The sequence below is a fragment of the uncultured Sphingomonas sp. genome (assembly GCF_964021865.1).
GTDB lineage: Bacteria > Pseudomonadota > Alphaproteobacteria > Sphingomonadales > Sphingomonadaceae > Sphingomonas.
In genome coordinates, this window is the sequence record NZ_CAXIAM010000022.1 from 35,857 (window position 1) to 51,120 (window position 15,264).

The following is a 15,264-nucleotide window of genomic DNA, read 5'->3' on the forward strand; positions in this document are numbered from 1 at the left end:
CGCCGTATTGCACAAAATGTGGCGCTGCAACACGGTCAATACGGTCCCAGACCGCTGCCGCTGTTCCTCGAGATGCTGCGCCGCGAGACTGCAACATCGCCGCAGCGTGCTGCGGCGGCACTGGCGGGGCTGCGCCGCTATCAGGAGGCACCACGCACGCGCCGGCGATTGCCGCCGATCCGATACCGCAGTGGCGCGGCGCGTCTCCGCGACGGCGCGCGCGGCAGTGACGGCGCACCCGTCGTGCTGGTGCCGTCGCTCATCAACCCGCCCTACGTCCTTGATCTCGCCCCCGGCCGTTCGCTCGTTCGACATCTGGCGGCGGCCGGCTTACATCCGTGGCTGGTCGACTGGGGAACGCCGCGCGCGCAGGACCGGGGGCTCGATCTGGCGGGACACGTGACGCGGCGCTTGCTGCCGCTGCTGTCACGACTCGACCGGCCGCCGCTGCTGGTCGGCTATTGCCTCGGGGGGACGCTGGCCATCGCCGCGGCCGCGGCGCTCGCGCCGGGCAGGATCGCCGGAGTAGCGACGATCGCCGCGCCCTGGCGTTTCGCCGGCTATGGCGAGGACGCCCGCACCGCGCTCGCGTCGTTGTGGGAACAGGTCGCGCCGGGCGCAAAGGCGCTCGGCGTGCTGCCGATGGAGGTGCTGCAGACCGCCTTCTGGCAACTCGACCCGGCACGGACGGTCGCCAAATACGCCGCGTTCGCGACGATGCCCGCCGCCAAGGCCGCCGATTTCGTTTTGCTCGAGGATTGGGCGAACGGTGGCGCGCCGCTCACCTATGCGGCGGGCGCGGACCTGTTCGAAACGCTGCTGGCCGACGACCGGCCGGGGCGCGGCGCGTGGCGGATCGGCGACCGGCCGGTCGATCCGCGCCGCCTGCCGTGCCCGACGATCGAGTTCGTGTCGCTGACTGACCGGATCACCCCTGCCGCCACCGCGATCGGCTTGCCCGCGCGCCACGATCTCGCGCTCGGCCATGTCGGGATGATGGTCGGCAGCCGTGCGAAACCGATGTTGTGGGATCCGCTGACCGAATGGCTCCGCGCGCCGGCCTGATCAGGACCAGACCCGCTCGAAACGATCGCCGAGCCCGGTCAGCAGTTCATACTGGCTGACCCCACTCGCCGCCGCGACATGCACCAGATCGTCGTCGAAACGCACCCAGTCGCCCTCGTGCACCGTCGCGGCACGTGCGTCGAGCGCGACGAGGTCCATCGACACGCGCCCGATCACCGGCAGCGGCGCATCGCCCGCAAACGCACAGCCGCGGCTCGACAGTGCACGGCGATACCCGTCGGCATAACCGAGGTTGACGATCGCGACCGGCAGATCCGCCTCGGCGCGCCATGTCGCATTATAGCCGACCGTCTCGCCCGCGCGCACCGTCCGGCATTGCAGCACCTCCGCGGCGATGGTCGCCACGGGGCAGATCGCCGACGCGAGCCCCGCCACCGGCACCCCGCCATAGAGCGCGAGCCCGGGCCGGGTGACGTCGAAATGATATCCTTCGCCCAACGCGATTCCCGCCGAATTGGCGAGGCTCATCCGCCGTGCTCCGGTTCGCCCGGCCAGCGCCGCGAAACGGGCGCGCTGCACCTCGTTGAGCGCATGGCCGGGCTCATCCGCGCAGGCGAGATGGCTCATCACCGTATCGATCGCCAGATCGTCGAGCAGCCCTGCCGCGACATCCGCCTCCGAAATGCCGAGCCGGTTCATGCCCGTATCGACCATTACGTCGCACAGCTGCCCCGGTGCGACCATCCGCCACCGCACCACCTGCGCCGCAGTGCTCAGCACCGGACGCACGCCCCTCAGGTCGGGCAACGGCAGATCCGCCTTGCGCAGCCCGTGAAGCACGGCGATGGTGGCGTCGCGCCCGACGATCAGGTCGGCGATCGCCCGCGCCTCCGCCCAAGTCGCGACGAACAGGTCGCGGCACCCGGCATCGATCAGCCGCGGCACCACCTCGCGCGCGCCCAGCCCATAGCCATCGGCCTTCACCGCCGCCCCGCATGCCGCCGCGCCGCTCAACCGCGCCAGCGCGCGCCAGTTGGCGACCAACGCGTCGGAGGAAAGATACAGGCGGTGCGGACGATGCGACATGCCACGCGGTTAGCGCCTGCGGGCGCACCGCGCCACCGTTGCCGCACTGTGGATAACTCTGTGGATAGCAGGTTGGCATAGCATGAATAAGGTGAAAACAAGCAGCGCATAAGCCGTGGAGGAGATGTGGATCGTCGCGGCCGGTCTCGCGACACCGCGGCAGCGACAAACCCGATCGCCAACGAAGGCGACGTGACGCGCCCGTTAGGACCGGCTAGGGCGCGACCATGACCACGGTCGCCCTTATCGTCGCCGCCGGCACCGGCTCCCGCAGCGGCAGCACACTCCCCAAGCAATTCGCGCCGGTCGCGGGTCGCGCGATGCTGGCGTGGAGCCATGACGCGCTCGCCGCGCATCCCGCGATCGAGCGCGTGCTGGTCGTCGTCGCACCCGGGCAGGAACCGCTGCTCCGCGCCGCCTTGCCCGACGCGGAGTGGGTGACGGGCGGCGCGGAACGACGCGACAGCGTCGCGGCGGGGCTTGCCGCGCTCGGCGACGCGACGCGCGTGCTCGTCCACGACGCCGCACGGCCGTTCGTGCCCGCGGCAGTCGTCGACCGGCTGCTCGCCGCACTCGACCATGCCGAGGGCGCAATCCCGGTGCTGCCGGTCGCCGATACGCTGGTCGCCACCGATGGCGCGACCGTCGCACGCGACACGCTACGCCGCGTCCAGACACCGCAGGCGTTCCGCATCGGCGCGCTTGCCGCCGCGCATGCCGCGTGGGACGGACCGGTCGCCACCGACGACGCGCAGATGGTGCGCGCGCTGGGCAAAAGCGTCGCGATGGTCGAAGGCGATACGATGCTCGACAAGATCACCTACCCCGCCGATTTCGCGGTCGCCGAGGCGCGCGTGGCCACCGAAACGCGTTCGGCAAGCGGATTCGACGTCCACCGGCTGGAAGACGGCGAGGAACTCTGGCTCGGCGGCGTCCTGATCCCGCATCATCAGGGCCTGTCGGGGCATAGCGACGCCGATGTCGCGCTCCACGCGATCACCGATGCGGTGCTCGGCACGATCGCGGCGGGGGATATCGGCACGCACTTCCCGCCGAGCGACCCGCAATGGCGCGGTGCCGAATCGCGGCAGTTCCTCGCGCATGCCCGCGCGATGGTCGAGGCGCGCGGCGGGCGGATCACCTTCGTCGACCTGACGCTGATGTGCGAGGCGCCCAAGATCGGGCCCCACCGCCCGGCGATGCAGGCGCGGATCGCGGAACTTCTGGGGCTCTCGACCGATCGGGTCAGCGTGAAGGCGACCACTACCGAGCGTCTGGGGTTCACGGGCCGTGGCGAGGGCATCGCGGCGCAGGCGGTCGCGACCATCGAATTGCCGCGCGCGGGGCGAGCATGAGGCGCGCCGCGGGGCTGTTCGCGCTCGTCGCGATGCTGGCGGCACCGGCCGCTTCGGCGCAGGCACCGTGCCTGAGCGCGACCGACGCCGAGTCGATCGCGCTGGTGGCGATGCCTGAGATCATCCGCGATGCCGGGCGGGTCTGCGCTGCGCTGCCCGCGACCAGCCTGCTCAAGCAACAGAGCGGCGAGTTCCTCGCCAAATACGACCGCGAGGCCGACCGCGCCTGGCCCGCCGCGCGCACCGCGATCGCGAAATTGAGCGACCCGGCGGTGGAACTGCTGCTGCTCAGCGACTATGCGCGCCCCATGCTCACCTCGCTTTTTGCACCGCAGATCACCGGGCGCATCCAGGCCGGCGATTGCCCGACGCTCGACCGGCTGGTCACGCTGCTCGAGCCGCTGCCCGCGCGCAACACCGCGGGGATCGTGGTGGCGACACTGCAATATCTGAAGGCCGAGAAGAATAGGGGGAAGCGTAGCGACATCCCCGATCTGCCGGTCTGTCCGGCGGGGGCCGCACGATGAACGACATCACCTTGCCACAGGAACTGGTGGACGCCGCGCGCCGCGTGGTGGAGGCGAACCGCGCCGTGGGGCGCCGCGTCGCGGTCGCCGAAAGCTGCACCGGCGGGCTGGTCGCGGCGGCGCTGACCGAAATCCCCGGCTCCTCCGACGTCGTCGAGGCCGGGTTCGTCACGTACTCGAACTCCGCCAAGCAGAAGCTGCTCAACGTCAGCGGCGACGTGCTCGATACGTTCGGCGCGGTGTCGATCGCGGTGGCGTGGAGCATGGCGCAGGGCGCGCTCGCCAAGTCGGACGCGGATGTCGCGGTCGCGATCACCGGCGTTGCGGGGCCGGGCGGCGGCAGCGAGAAGAAGCCGGTCGGCACCGTCGTGTTCGCGCGCGCCGAGCGTGGTGGCGATCCTGCGGACGTGATCGCCGACAAGCGTTTCTTCGGCGACCTCGGCCGCGGCGGGGTGCGGCTTCAGGCGGCGCTGTGCGCGCTGGAGCTGCTGCTGCCCGACGCGCCGTAAAGCCTGGCGGCGCGCTCCTCGAACGCGCCGATCATCCGGCGCAGCGCGACGCCGAACACCTGCCCGGCCAGCATCTCGAACATCCGGTTCTTGAACGCGAAATCGACCGAGAAGTCGACGAGGCACCCGCCCTCGCCGTCGGGGCGAAAACGCCAGTCGTTGTTGAGGTATTTCAGCGGACCCTCGATATATTCGACGCGGATCGTCTCCGGGTGCTGCTTGGTCACCCTCGAGGTGAAGGTCTCGCGCAGTCCCTTGAAGCCGACGATCATATCGGCGAGCGTTTCTTGCGGCGTGTCCTTGCGGACGCGCATCGCGCTGACCCACGGCAGAAATTCCGGGTAGCGCCGCACGTCCGCGACCAGATCGAACATCTGCTCCGGCGTATAGGGCAGCCGGCGTGTCTCGCTATGCTTGGGCATGGGGCTTAGGCATTGGCCCGCGTGGCCAGCTTCGCGTCGCGCGCCGCCTTCATCTTCGCAAAATCGTCGCCGGCGTGATAGCTCGACCGCGTCAGCGGCGACGAGGCGACCAGCAGGAAGCCCTTGGCGCGCCCGATCGCGGCATACGCGTCGAAGGCCGCGGGGGTGACGAAATCGGCGACCTTGGCGTGGCGCGGCGTCGGCTGGAGATACTGACCCATCGTCAGGAAATCGATGTCGGCGGAGCGCATGTCATCCATCACCTGATGAACTTCCAGCCGTTCCTCGCCCAAACCGAGCATGATGCCGGACTTGGTGAAGATCGATGGGTCAAGTTTCTTGACGCTTTCAAGCAAACGAAGCGATGCATAGTAACGCGCACCGGGCCGAATGGTCGGATACAGCCGCGGCACGGTTTCCAGATTGTGATTATATACGTCCGGACGCGCGGCGACGATTGCCTCGACCGCCGCCTCATGCTTGTTGCGGAAGTCGGGGGTCAGAATTTCGATCGTGGTATTTGGATTGGTGCGACGAATGGCCTCGATGACCCTCACGAACTGCTTCGCACCACCATCGGGCAGATCGTCGCGATCCACCGAGGTCACGACAATATGCGCCAACCCCATCTGCGCCGCCGCATCGGCGACGTTCTGCGGCTCCATCGGATCGACCGCACGCGGCATCCCCGTCTTCACGTTGCAGAACGCGCAGGCGCGCGTGCACGTGTCGCCCAAGATCATGACGGTGGCGTGCTTCTTGGTCCAGCACTCCCCGATGTTCGGGCAGGCGGCCTCTTCGCACACCGTGGTCAGGCTCTTCGAGCGCATCAGCGCACGAGTCGCGGCGAAGCCCTCGCTGGTCGGGGCCTTTACCCGGATCCAGTCGGGCTTGCGTTGCCGCTGGGGAGCCGGGAGCGGGGTCATGTCGTTCATGGGCGTGCAGATAGCGTTTACTTCCACCTGAAACAACGAAGGGCTTTTACGGCATGAGAAAGTTCCACGACCTGATCGAAGGCTATTACCGCTTCCGCGGCAACGAATGGATCGAGGAGCGCGAAAGCTGGAGCAAGCTGGCCGAGGGCCAAGCACCCAAGGTGATGGTAATCGCGTGTTCGGACAGCCGCGTCGATCCCGCGACCATCTTCGGCACCGTGCCGGGCGAGGTGTTCGTGGTGCGCAACGTCGCCAATCTGGTGCCGCCGTTCGACCCGTCGGGTGGCCTGCACGGCGTGTCGGCTGCGGTCGAGTTCGCCGTCACGGTACTGAAGGTCGACGAGATCCTGGTGCTGGGCCACGGCCAGTGCGGCGGCGTTAAGGCGTCGCTGTCGGGCGCGCTGCGCGACGCCAAGCCGGGCGAAGGCGGCTTCGTGGCCGAGTGGATCAAGCTGCTCGACGAGGCGCGCGAAAAGGTGATCGCCGAGCATGGCGACGGCCCCGAGGGCCAGACCGCGCTGGAGCGCGAGGGCGTGAAGGTGTCGATCGCCAACCTCAAGACCTTCCCGTTCGTTCAGCAGCGGCTGGATGACGGCTCGCTGACGCTGCACGGCGCGGTCTTCGCGATCAAGGACGGCAAGCTGAACGTCCTACAGGAAGACGGTCACTACGAAGCCGCGTAAGCGCTCATGATGTTGCGAGAGCGGCCGCGTCGTTCCTTGCGGGGACGGCGCGGCCGTTTTCTTTGTGGGGCTTGGCCTTGCCGCAAAAGCCATCGCCCCTGCCTGCGCAGGGGCGACTATTCTACGTCCTTCCCGCGAAGGCGGGAATCCAGACGCGCAGGTCATCGTGAGAATCGCAGACGTCAGAGGTTCTGGACTCCCGCCTTCGCGGGAATGACGGGGGGGGCATGGAAGCCTTCCCCTCGTCACCTCACCCCGCGTGCGGGCTGACCGTTGCCGCGGCGTCCTTCTTCGGCGCCTCCGCCGTCACGCGCACGCTCAGTTCGCGGAGCTGCTTGGCCGACGCGGGGGACGGTGCGCCCATCAGCAGGTCTTCGGCACGCTGGTTCATCGGGAACAGCGACACCTCGCGCAGATTCTGTGCGTCGCACACCAGCATGACGATCCGGTCCACCCCCGCCGCCATCCCGCCGTGCGGCGGCGCGCCATATTGGAACGCGCGATAGAGGCCGCCGAACCGCTCCTCGACGTCCGCCTTCGACAAGCCGACCAGTTCGAACGCCTTGACCATCAGCTCCGGCGACTGGTTACGGATCGAGCCCGAGGCGATCTCGTAGCCGTTGCAGACCAAGTCGTACTGATACGCCTTGATCGTCAGCGGGTCCTGCCCGTTCAGCGCGTCCATTCCGCCCTGCGGCATCGAGAAGGGGTTGTGCGCGAACTCGACCTTCTTCTCGTCCTCATCATATTCGTAGAAGGGGAAGTCGACGATCCAGCACAGCCGGAACGCGCCCTGCTCGATCAGTCCGAGCTGGTCGGCGACGCGGGTGCGCGCCAACCCGGCGAGCTTGGCGGCCTGCTCCGGCTTGCCCGCCGCGAAGAACAGCCCGTCGTCCGGGCCAAGCCCGAGCGCGGCATAGAGCGCCTCCATCCCCTCGGCGCCGTGATTCTTGGCGATCGGCCCGCCGAACTCGCCGCCCTTGCGGGTGACATAGCCGAGCCCGGCATGCCCCTCACTGCGCGCCCAGTCGTTCATCTCGTCGAAGAACTTGCGGCTCTTCTCGGCGGTGCCCGGCGCGGGAATGGCGCGGACGACGCCGCCCGAGCCGACGATCTTCTCGAACAGCCCAAAACCCGAGGTGGTGAAATGCGCCGACACGTCGGTGATGATGAGCGGGTTGCGCAGGTCGGGCTTGTCGCTGCCGTACTTCAGCATCGCCTCGTCGTAGGGAATACGCGGGAACTGGCCGACCGGCGTGACGGTGCGGCCATCGGCGAACGTCTCGAAGATGCCGCCGATCACCGGCTCCATCGTCTCCCACACCTCCTCCTGCGTGACGAAGCTCATCTCCAGGTCGAGCTGGTAGAATTCGCCCGGCAGCCGGTCGGCGCGCGGGTCCTCGTCGCGGAAGCACGGCGCGATCTGGAAATAACGGTCGAAGCCCGCGACCATCAGCAGTTGCTTGTACTGCTGCGGCGCCTGCGGCAGCGCGTAGAACTTGCCTGGATGGATGCGGCTCGGCACCAGAAAGTCGCGTGCGCCCTCCGGCGACGAGGCGGTGAGGATCGGCGTCGAATATTCGGTGAAGTCCGCATCCTCCATGCGGCGGCGCATGTCGGAAATCACCTTGGTGCGGCGGACGATATTGGCGTGGAGCGTCTCGCGGCGCAGGTCGAGAAAGCGATACCGCAGCCGGATGTCCTCGGGATAATCCTGCTCGCCCGCCACCGGCATCGGCAATTCCTCGGCCGCGGACAGCACGGTCGCGCCGCGCGCATAGACCTCGATCTCGCCGGTCGCGAGATTGCCGTTCACCGTTCCCTCGCTGCGGCGCTTCACGTTGCCGTCGATCGTCACCACCGATTCGACGCGCACCGCGTCGAGGATGGCCAGTGCGGGCGAGTCGCTGTCGGCGACGATCTGCGTGATGCCGTAATGGTCGCGCAGGTCGACGAACAGCACGCCGCCGTGGTCGCGCTTGCGATGCACCCAGCCGGAGAGGCGGACGGTGTCGCCGGCCTGATCGGCGGACAGCGCGGCGCAATGGTGGGTGCGATAGGCGTGCATGATGTCTTTCATCCGTCGGCCCGGCACGGCCGGGGTTCTTGAGGGCAAGGAGGATAGCGCGCCCTCCCCTTTTCATCCCCTCTTTGTCAAGGCGCGTGCACCGGGCTATGGACGAGCGCTTATGCACGTCCATCCGCTCATCACCGACAGCGCAACGCTCGCCAATCTCTGCGCCCGCCTTGCCGATGCCCCGTTCGTCACCGTCGACACCGAGTTCATGCGCGAGAGCACCTATTATCCGGAGCTCTGCCTGATCCAGATCGCCGATACCGAGGAGGCCGCTGCGATCGACCCGATGGCGCCGGGGCTCGACCTCGGCCCGCTGCTCGACCTGCTGGTCGACAATGAGGAGGTGCTGAAGGTCTTCCACGCCGGCGGGCAGGACATCGAGATCATCTACAACCTGACCGGCCGCACCCCGCACCCGCTGTTCGACACGCAGGTCGCGGCGATGGCGCTGGGGCAAGGCGAGCAGATCGGCTATTCGAACCTCGTCGACAGCTGGCTGGGCGTACAGATCGACAAGGGCGCGCGCTTTACCGACTGGGCACGCCGCCCGCTCGACGCGCGGCAGATCGAATATGCGATCGGCGACGTCACGCACCTGTCGAACATCTTCCCCAAGATGCTGGAGCGGCTGCGCAAGACCGGACGCGGCGCGTGGCTGGATCAGGAAATGGAGCGGCTCGCCGATCCCGCCAATTACGCCAACGACCCCGATGTCGCGTGGAAGCGCGTGCGTGTGGCCAGCCGCAAGCCCGAAGTGCTCGGCCGGCTGAAGGCGATCGCGAAGTGGCGCGAGCTGGAGGCGCAGGCCAAGGATTTGCCCCGCGGGCGGATCGTCAAGGACGAGACGATCGCCGATCTCGCCGGGCATCCGCCGCGCAAACAGGCCGATCTCGCCAAGGTGCGCGGCCTGTCGCAGACGTGGGCGGGCAACGACATCGGCGCGCGGTTGATGGCGGCGATCGACGCCGCCCGCCCGCTGCCCGAGGAGGAGATGCCGCCCCGCGAGGATCGCAAGCCGGGGCTCGGCAAGGAAGGCGCGCTGGTCGCCGACTTGCTCAAGCTGCTGCTCAAGATCCGCGCGCGCGACATTGACGTCGCACCGCGGCTGCTGGCGCGCGGCGACGAGCTGGAATTGCTCGCCGCCGGGCAGCGGCAGGGGCTTCAGATCCTGCAGGGCTGGCGCTTCGACCAGTTCGGGCAAGACGCGCTCGATCTGGTCGAGGGGCGGCTGGGCTTCGCGGTGCAGGACGGACGGTTGAAGATGACGCGGACGGAGTCGGTGGCATGAGGCGCGCGCTTGGACTGGTGGCGCTGCTGGCGCTGGGCGCCTGCGCGAAGCCCGCGGCGCCGGTCGCCGAGGCCGCCGCGCCGGGTGTGCAATGCGATGCCAATGCGGCGCAGGCGCTCGTCGGGCGCATGGCCGCCGACGTCACCGCCGCGGCGCAACAGCGCAGCGGCGCGCGCGCCGTGCGCGGCTACCGCACCGGCGACATGCTGACGATGGACTTCCGCCCCGACCGGCTGAACATCGAGCGCGATGCGGCCGGCAAGGTGGTGAAGTTCAGCTGCGGTTGAGCGCGCGGTCGCCCCGGACGTGATCCGGAACGACGAGAGAGGGGCACGATACCCTCGATCGGGCAGCGATCAGAACAACCCGTCGTCGTCATCGTCGAACGCCGCCGGCGGCGGTGCGGCGGTCTGTTCCATGCCGGGCAGCAGGAAGGCGGCGTGGATCTCGCGCTCCGACGCCATCGTATAGAGCCCGGCCGCCCAGGGGAGCAGCCGCCGCAGCACTTCCTCGTCCGCCGCGCTCAGCTCGGTCGCCATCGCCTGACGGTTGAGCACCACCGCGCCGACGTCGAGCTGGTCGGCGAACCCCTGTTCGTGTTGCAACGCGCCGACATCCTCCTGAAGCGTCGCGATGATCCGCCGCGCTTCGTCGCCGCCGTTCGACATCGCATGGTCGGACGTCTCGCAGGCGCTGCGCACCACCGCCAGCGCATCGTCGAGCGCGCCGGTCGACCCGCCCGCGCCGTCGGCACCCTCGGGCCGCAGGTCGAGCATCCCCAGCGACTGGACGACGCGCTCGATATCGCTGCTCAGCCGCGTCAGCCGCGTCGCGCACGGGTTCACCTCGGTCGCGATCACCGCCACCGCGCGCCCGATGATGCCGTGGCGACGGCACAGCAGGCGGGTATTGGTGGAAATGTCCTGCACGTCCATTGCGATGCGCTGGATGCGGCCGAGCCCGCGCGACAGATCGGCGATCGTGTTCGCGACGAACGCGGTCAGCCCCTCGAGCTGGCGGTCGGCCTCGGTCAGCCGGCCGGTGACATGGCCCAGCCCCGCGATCCCGCTCTGCAACTTGCCGAGCGCCTCGCTCTCCTCGCCCTGCGCCTGCGCGGCGACGATCTTCATCAGCCCTTCGGCGAGCGGACCGAGCTGCGCCAGCGAGCCGACCAGCGCGCCCATCTCGCGCCGGAAATCCTCCGCGATCCCCGCCATCTGCGCCGCGACCAGCCGCGACAGGTGCGCGCTCGCGCCCGGCGCGTCGGGCTCCGCCTGCGCGGCACGCAGGATCGCGGCGCAATGCTCGACGCGCTGGCGCACGCTGTCGCCGACCTGGATCGCGCCAAGGATGCGCGCCACCTCGGCCTGCACCTTCTGCATGATCGCGCGCACGTCGCGCGCCATCTTCGCGGTCGATTCGAGATGCCGCTCCAGCACGTCGGCATTGCCCGACAGTTCGCCGGGCACGGTCGCCGGCACCTTGCGGCATTCGTCGGCGAGCAGGTCGTCGGCCTCCTTCACGTCGCGCACCACGGTGCCGAAGCTGGCGAGTTCCTGCTCGAACTGCTTCAGCTCGCGCCGCCCGCTGTCCAGCTTGCCTTCCATGCCGGTCGCGAACTGAACGAACGACATCTCGCCCGACGACGCGATCTTGATGTTCATGCCGTAGATGCTGAGCGTGCGCAGCAGCTCCGCGACGTCGGACAGCAATTCGCGCAGCTCGCGCGTGCGCAGCGTCAGTGCGCCGATCTGTCCCGCGCGCTGGCGGCGCTGTTGCGGCAGCGTGCCGAGCCGATGCGCCGCCTGCCGCAATTTGTCGACCGCTGCGCCCGCCACCTCGGGCGACAAGGCGCGCTGCACCTCGTCCAGCCCGGTCGCCATCCGGTCGACGGTGTTGATCGTCGACGCCAGCGTTTCGCCTACTGCGCGGAATCGCGATTCCAGATCGCCGATCAGCAGGTCCAGATCATCGGCCAGTCCGCCCAGCGGCAGCGCGGTCGCGGTCGCCGGGTCGATAGTGCGCAGCAGCATCTTGTGTCCTTTCCTCTCAGCGCGCCGTGGCAGTCAGCAGCTCGCGTGCGATCCGCCCCAGCGGTACGACCTTGTCCGCGGCGCCCCGCGCGATCGCTTCCTTGGGCATCCCGAAGACGATTGACGTCTCCTCGTCCTGCGCGAAGGTGCGCGCGCCGGCGGTCTTCATCTCCAGCAACCCCCGCGCGCCATCGTCGCCCATTCCGGTCATGATGATGCCGACCGCGTTCGACCCGGCGTTGCGCGCCGCCGAGCGGAACAGCACGTCGACCGACGGGCGATGTCGCGATACCAGTGGCCCTTCCTTGACCGAGACGACATAGCGCGCACCCTGCCGCTCCAGCATCGTATGGCGCAGCCCGCCCGGCGCGATCAGCGCGCGGCCGCGCATCACCGTGTCGCCGTCCTCGGCCTCCTTCACGTCGATCTGGCACAGGCCGTCCAGCCGCCGGGCAAAGGCGCGCGTGAAGCTCTCCGGCATATGCTGCACGATCACGATCCCGGGCGAATTGGCGGGCAGTTCCTCCAGCACCTCGCGCAGCGCCTCGGTGCCGCCGGTCGACGCGCCGATGCACACCACCATCTCGGTGGTCTTGCTCATCGCGCGCCCGGTTGGCGGCGGCAGCACCGCATCGGCGGACAGTTTTTGCTGCGGTGCCTTCGACGGGGTAGCGCGACGCCCGGTCACCCGCGCGCGCGCCGCGCCCTTCACCGTCTCGCGGATCATCAGATGCGCCTCCGCCAGATGATCGGCGACGCCGACGCGCGGCTTCAGGATCACGTCGACCGCGCCCGCTTCCAGCGCCTGGAGCAACGTCTCAGAACCCTCCTCGACCAGCGAGGAGCACATCACCACCGGAACCGGGCATTGCGCCATCAACCGCCGCAGGAACGTGATGCCGTCCATCCGCGGCATCTCCACGTCCAGCGTGATGACGTCCGGCACTTCGGCCTGCAGATGCCGCGCGGCCGCGAACGGATCGGCCGCCGCCGCGATCACCTCGATCTGCGGATCGGCAGAGAGGATCGCGGTCATTGCCTGACGCACGCTGGCGCTGTCGTCGATCACCAGGACACGGATTTTCTTCATGACCGTCAGATCTTCTTGAACACGGTGTTGGCCACCGCGGTGAGGGGAAGCGAGAAGCCCGTGATCGACTCCGAATGACCCAGGAACAGCAGCCCGTCGGGGCGCAGGCACGCCGCCAGCCGCCGCACCACCTGCTCCTGCGTGGCCTTGTCGAAATAGATCAGGACGTTGCGACAGAAGATGATGTCCATCGGTTCGCCGATCGGATAGTGATCGTCCATCAGGTTGAGCTGCGCAAAGCCGATCGCGCTGCGCAGTTCGGGGGCGATCCGCACGTCGTCGCGGTCGCGCGCACGCGGGCGCAGCACGTAGCGCTGGCGTAGGGCCGCCGGCACCGGGTCGACCATCGCCGCGGCGTAGATGCCGCGTCGGGCGGCGGCCAGCACTTCAGTATCGAGATCGGTGGCGAGGATGCCGTAATCCGGCCCGCGCCGGTCGCGCGCAAACGCATCGAGCACCATCGCGATCGTATAGGGCTCCGCCCCGGTCGAGCACGCCGCGCTCCACACCCGCAAACGCCGCCGCCCCTCGGCCTGCATCTGCGGCAGGACGACGCCTTGCAGATAGTCGAAGTGCTTGGGCTCGCGAAAGAAGTCGGTCTTGTTCGTCGTGACCGCATTCAGCAGGTGCTGGCGCTCCTCGTTGAGATTGCCGTCCTGGAACACCCACGCGCAATACTCGCCCAGCGTCTCACGCCCGGTCGCGCGCACGCGCCGCCGCAGCCGCCCTTCGATCATCGTCAGCTTGGCCGGGGGCAGGCGAATGCCCGCCTGCGCATAGATGTAGCGCGCGATCTGGTCGAAATCGCGCTTCGACAGCGCGTCCTCGGCCTGCGCGACCCGAGCCGGTGCGCTCACTTGCCGCCCTCGCCGCGCATCATGCCGCCAGCGCGCCGGGAGGCGTCCCGGTGCTCAGCACCCGCGCATCCTCGTCACCGAAGACACGTGGCAGATCGAGCAGCGCGACGAACCCGTCCTCGCGACGCAGGATCGCCTCGACATAGCCCGAGCGCCACCGCCCCCCCAGATCGGGCGACGGCTCGACCGCATCGGCGCCGAAGCTGCTGACGTCGAGCACGCGGTCGACGACCAGCCCCACCACCAGCGGCGCGGCATCGGCGACCGGCGCCTCCACCACCAGCACGCGCGTCGCCAGCGTCGTCTCCGCCGCTGCCAGGCCCAGCCGCACGCGCAGGTCGATCATCGGCACCGACGTGCCGCGCACGTCGGTCAGGCCCAGCAGCCACGCCGGTGCGTCGGGCATCCGGAAGGCGGGACGGTGATCGAGGATCTCGCGCACCTCGGTCACGGGCAGCGCGAACCGCTCCGCCCCCAGCCCGAAGACGACGACCTGAAGCTCTTGTCCGGGAATGATCATGCTGCACGTCCAAACTCGGCGTCTTCGCCGTCCGGTCCGCCGGTTGTCAGATCAAGCGCGAAGCCGCGGACCCGGGCCTGTTGCTCAGCGACCGAGGCGCCACGCGCCGCGGGCTTGCTCTTTTTCGCACCCGGCGCAGCGCTGCGCGCGGCGGGACGCGGAGTATGACGTGCGGGCTTGCGGCCGTCGTCGACACGGAAGAACGCGATGCTCTCCTGCAGTTCCTCGGCCTGGCTGGCGAGCTCCTCGGAGGTCGAGGAGATCTGCTCGGACGCCGAGGCATTCTGCTGCGTCACCTTGTCGAGCTGCTGGATCGCCTCGTTGATCTGGCTGGCACCGATATCCTGCTCGCGGCACGCCGCGCTGATCTCCGACACCAGCTCGGCGGTCCGGCGGATGTCGGGCACCAGCTTGGTCAGCATCTCGCCGGCCTGCGCCGCCGCGGTCACCGTCTCCGACGACATGCCGCTGATCTCGCCCGCCGCGGTCTGGCTGCGCTCGGCCAGCTTGCGCACCTCGGCGGCCACCACCGCGAACCCGCGGCCGTGTTCGCCGGCCCGCGCCGCCTCGACCGCGGCGTTCAGCGCCAGCAGATCGGTCTGGCGTGCGATCTCCTGGACGATCCCGATCCGCTCGGCGATCGTGCGCATCGCGGTGACCGCCTTCTGCACCGCCTGCCCGCTCTGCTCGGCATCCTGCGACGACTGGCGCGCGATCTTCTCGGTCTGCGCGGCATTGTCGGCGTTCTGTTTGATGTTGGCGGCCATCTGCTCCATCGATGCCGACGCTTCCTCGGCCGCAGCCGCCTGCTCGGTCGCGCCCTGGCTCACCTGCTCCGACGACGACGACAGCTGCT

Annotated in this window: 16 protein-coding genes; 7 read left to right on the forward strand and 9 right to left on the reverse strand. The window is 69.0% G+C overall.

Annotation, left to right across the window (positions count from 1 at the left end):
• Nucleotides 1–18: 18 nt before the first annotated feature.
• Complete coding sequence (locus AADI75_RS08090) at nucleotides 19–1,065, forward strand: alpha/beta hydrolase (RefSeq protein ID WP_341208526.1); 1,047 nt, start codon at nucleotides 19–21, stop codon at nucleotides 1,063–1,065.
• On the opposite strand, the gene alr is transcribed toward AADI75_RS08090, so the two are convergent.
• Nucleotides 1,066–2,112 carry an alanine racemase gene (gene alr / locus AADI75_RS08095; RefSeq protein ID WP_341208527.1) on the reverse strand — a complete coding sequence of 349 codons (1,047 nt, stop codon included), beginning with the start codon at nucleotides 2,110–2,112 and terminating at the stop codon, nucleotides 1,066–1,068.
• A gap of 227 nt (nucleotides 2,113–2,339) precedes the next feature.
• Between alr and AADI75_RS08100 the strand changes: the two genes are divergently transcribed.
• The 3 genes from AADI75_RS08100 to AADI75_RS08110 are packed head-to-tail and all read left to right on the forward strand — an operon-like array spanning nucleotide 2,340 to nucleotide 4,503.
• Nucleotides 2,340–3,467 (forward strand): bifunctional 2-C-methyl-D-erythritol 4-phosphate cytidylyltransferase/2-C-methyl-D-erythritol 2,4-cyclodiphosphate synthase, encoded by a 1,128-nt coding sequence (locus AADI75_RS08100; protein ID WP_341208528.1) that lies wholly within the window; start codon nucleotides 2,340–2,342, stop codon nucleotides 3,465–3,467.
• A complete protein-coding gene (locus AADI75_RS08105; RefSeq protein ID WP_341208529.1) occupies nucleotides 3,464–3,994 on the forward strand; it encodes a hypothetical protein in 531 nt (176 codons plus the stop codon). The genes AADI75_RS08100 and AADI75_RS08105 overlap by 4 nt, the downstream gene beginning before the upstream one ends.
• Nucleotides 3,991–4,503: a CinA family protein gene (locus tag AADI75_RS08110; RefSeq protein WP_341208530.1), complete on the forward strand. Its 513-nt coding sequence runs from the start codon at nucleotides 3,991–3,993 to the stop codon at nucleotides 4,501–4,503. Before AADI75_RS08105 ends, AADI75_RS08110 begins: the two co-directional genes overlap by 4 nt.
• Here the strand turns inward: AADI75_RS08110 and AADI75_RS08115 are convergent.
• Together AADI75_RS08115 and lipA are read right to left on the reverse strand one after the other, a co-directional pair.
• Nucleotides 4,455–4,925: a type II toxin-antitoxin system RatA family toxin gene (locus tag AADI75_RS08115; RefSeq protein ID WP_341208531.1), complete on the reverse strand. Its 471-nt coding sequence runs from the start codon at nucleotides 4,923–4,925 to the stop codon at nucleotides 4,455–4,457. The two genes, AADI75_RS08110 and AADI75_RS08115, sit on opposite strands and share 49 nt — an antisense overlap.
• Nucleotides 4,926–4,930: 5 nt before the next feature.
• Complete coding sequence (gene lipA / locus AADI75_RS08120; RefSeq protein ID WP_341208532.1) at nucleotides 4,931–5,860, reverse strand: lipoyl synthase; 930 nt, start codon at nucleotides 5,858–5,860, stop codon at nucleotides 4,931–4,933.
• Nucleotides 5,861–5,913: 53 nt separating this feature from the next.
• Between lipA and AADI75_RS08125 the strand changes: the two genes are divergently transcribed.
• Nucleotides 5,914–6,543 (forward strand): carbonic anhydrase, encoded by a 630-nt coding sequence (locus tag AADI75_RS08125; protein WP_341208533.1) that lies wholly within the window; start codon nucleotides 5,914–5,916, stop codon nucleotides 6,541–6,543.
• Between the two features lie 250 nt (nucleotides 6,544–6,793).
• On the opposite strand, the gene aspS is transcribed toward AADI75_RS08125, so the two are convergent.
• Entirely contained in the window at nucleotides 6,794–8,611 is a 1,818-nt protein-coding gene (aspS, locus tag AADI75_RS08130; RefSeq protein WP_341208534.1) for an aspartate--tRNA ligase, read from the reverse strand.
• Between the two features lie 121 nt (nucleotides 8,612–8,732).
• On the opposite strand from aspS, the gene rnd reads away from it, so the two are divergent.
• Together rnd and AADI75_RS08140 are read left to right on the forward strand one after the other, a co-directional pair.
• Nucleotides 8,733–9,908 (forward strand): ribonuclease D, encoded by a 1,176-nt coding sequence (gene rnd, locus AADI75_RS08135; RefSeq protein ID WP_341208535.1) that lies wholly within the window; start codon nucleotides 8,733–8,735, stop codon nucleotides 9,906–9,908.
• Nucleotides 9,905–10,195 (forward strand): I78 family peptidase inhibitor, encoded by a 291-nt coding sequence (locus AADI75_RS08140; protein ID WP_341208536.1) that lies wholly within the window; start codon nucleotides 9,905–9,907, stop codon nucleotides 10,193–10,195. Before rnd ends, AADI75_RS08140 begins: the two co-directional genes overlap by 4 nt.
• A 69-nt stretch (nucleotides 10,196–10,264) precedes the next feature.
• On the opposite strand, the gene AADI75_RS08145 is transcribed toward AADI75_RS08140, so the two are convergent.
• From AADI75_RS08145 to AADI75_RS08165, 5 genes are all read right to left on the reverse strand, one after another.
• A complete protein-coding gene (locus tag AADI75_RS08145) occupies nucleotides 10,265–11,941 on the reverse strand; it encodes a hypothetical protein (RefSeq protein WP_341208537.1) in 1,677 nt (558 codons plus the stop codon).
• 16 nt (nucleotides 11,942–11,957) lie between these two features.
• Entirely contained in the window at nucleotides 11,958–13,031 is a 1,074-nt protein-coding gene (locus AADI75_RS08150; protein WP_028967092.1) for a chemotaxis response regulator protein-glutamate methylesterase, read from the reverse strand.
• A 5-nt stretch (nucleotides 13,032–13,036) separates the two neighbouring features.
• A complete protein-coding gene (locus tag AADI75_RS08155; protein WP_341208538.1) occupies nucleotides 13,037–13,888 on the reverse strand; it encodes a protein-glutamate O-methyltransferase in 852 nt (283 codons plus the stop codon).
• Nucleotides 13,889–13,907: 19 nt separating this feature from the next.
• On the reverse strand, nucleotides 13,908–14,408 hold the full coding sequence (locus AADI75_RS08160) for a chemotaxis protein CheW (RefSeq protein ID WP_341208539.1): 501 nt from the start codon (nucleotides 14,406–14,408) through the stop codon (nucleotides 13,908–13,910).
• Nucleotides 14,405–15,264: methyl-accepting chemotaxis protein (locus tag AADI75_RS08165; protein WP_341208540.1), on the reverse strand; the 860-nt coding region annotated here is incomplete at its 5' end. The genes AADI75_RS08165 and AADI75_RS08160, both read right to left, overlap by 4 nt.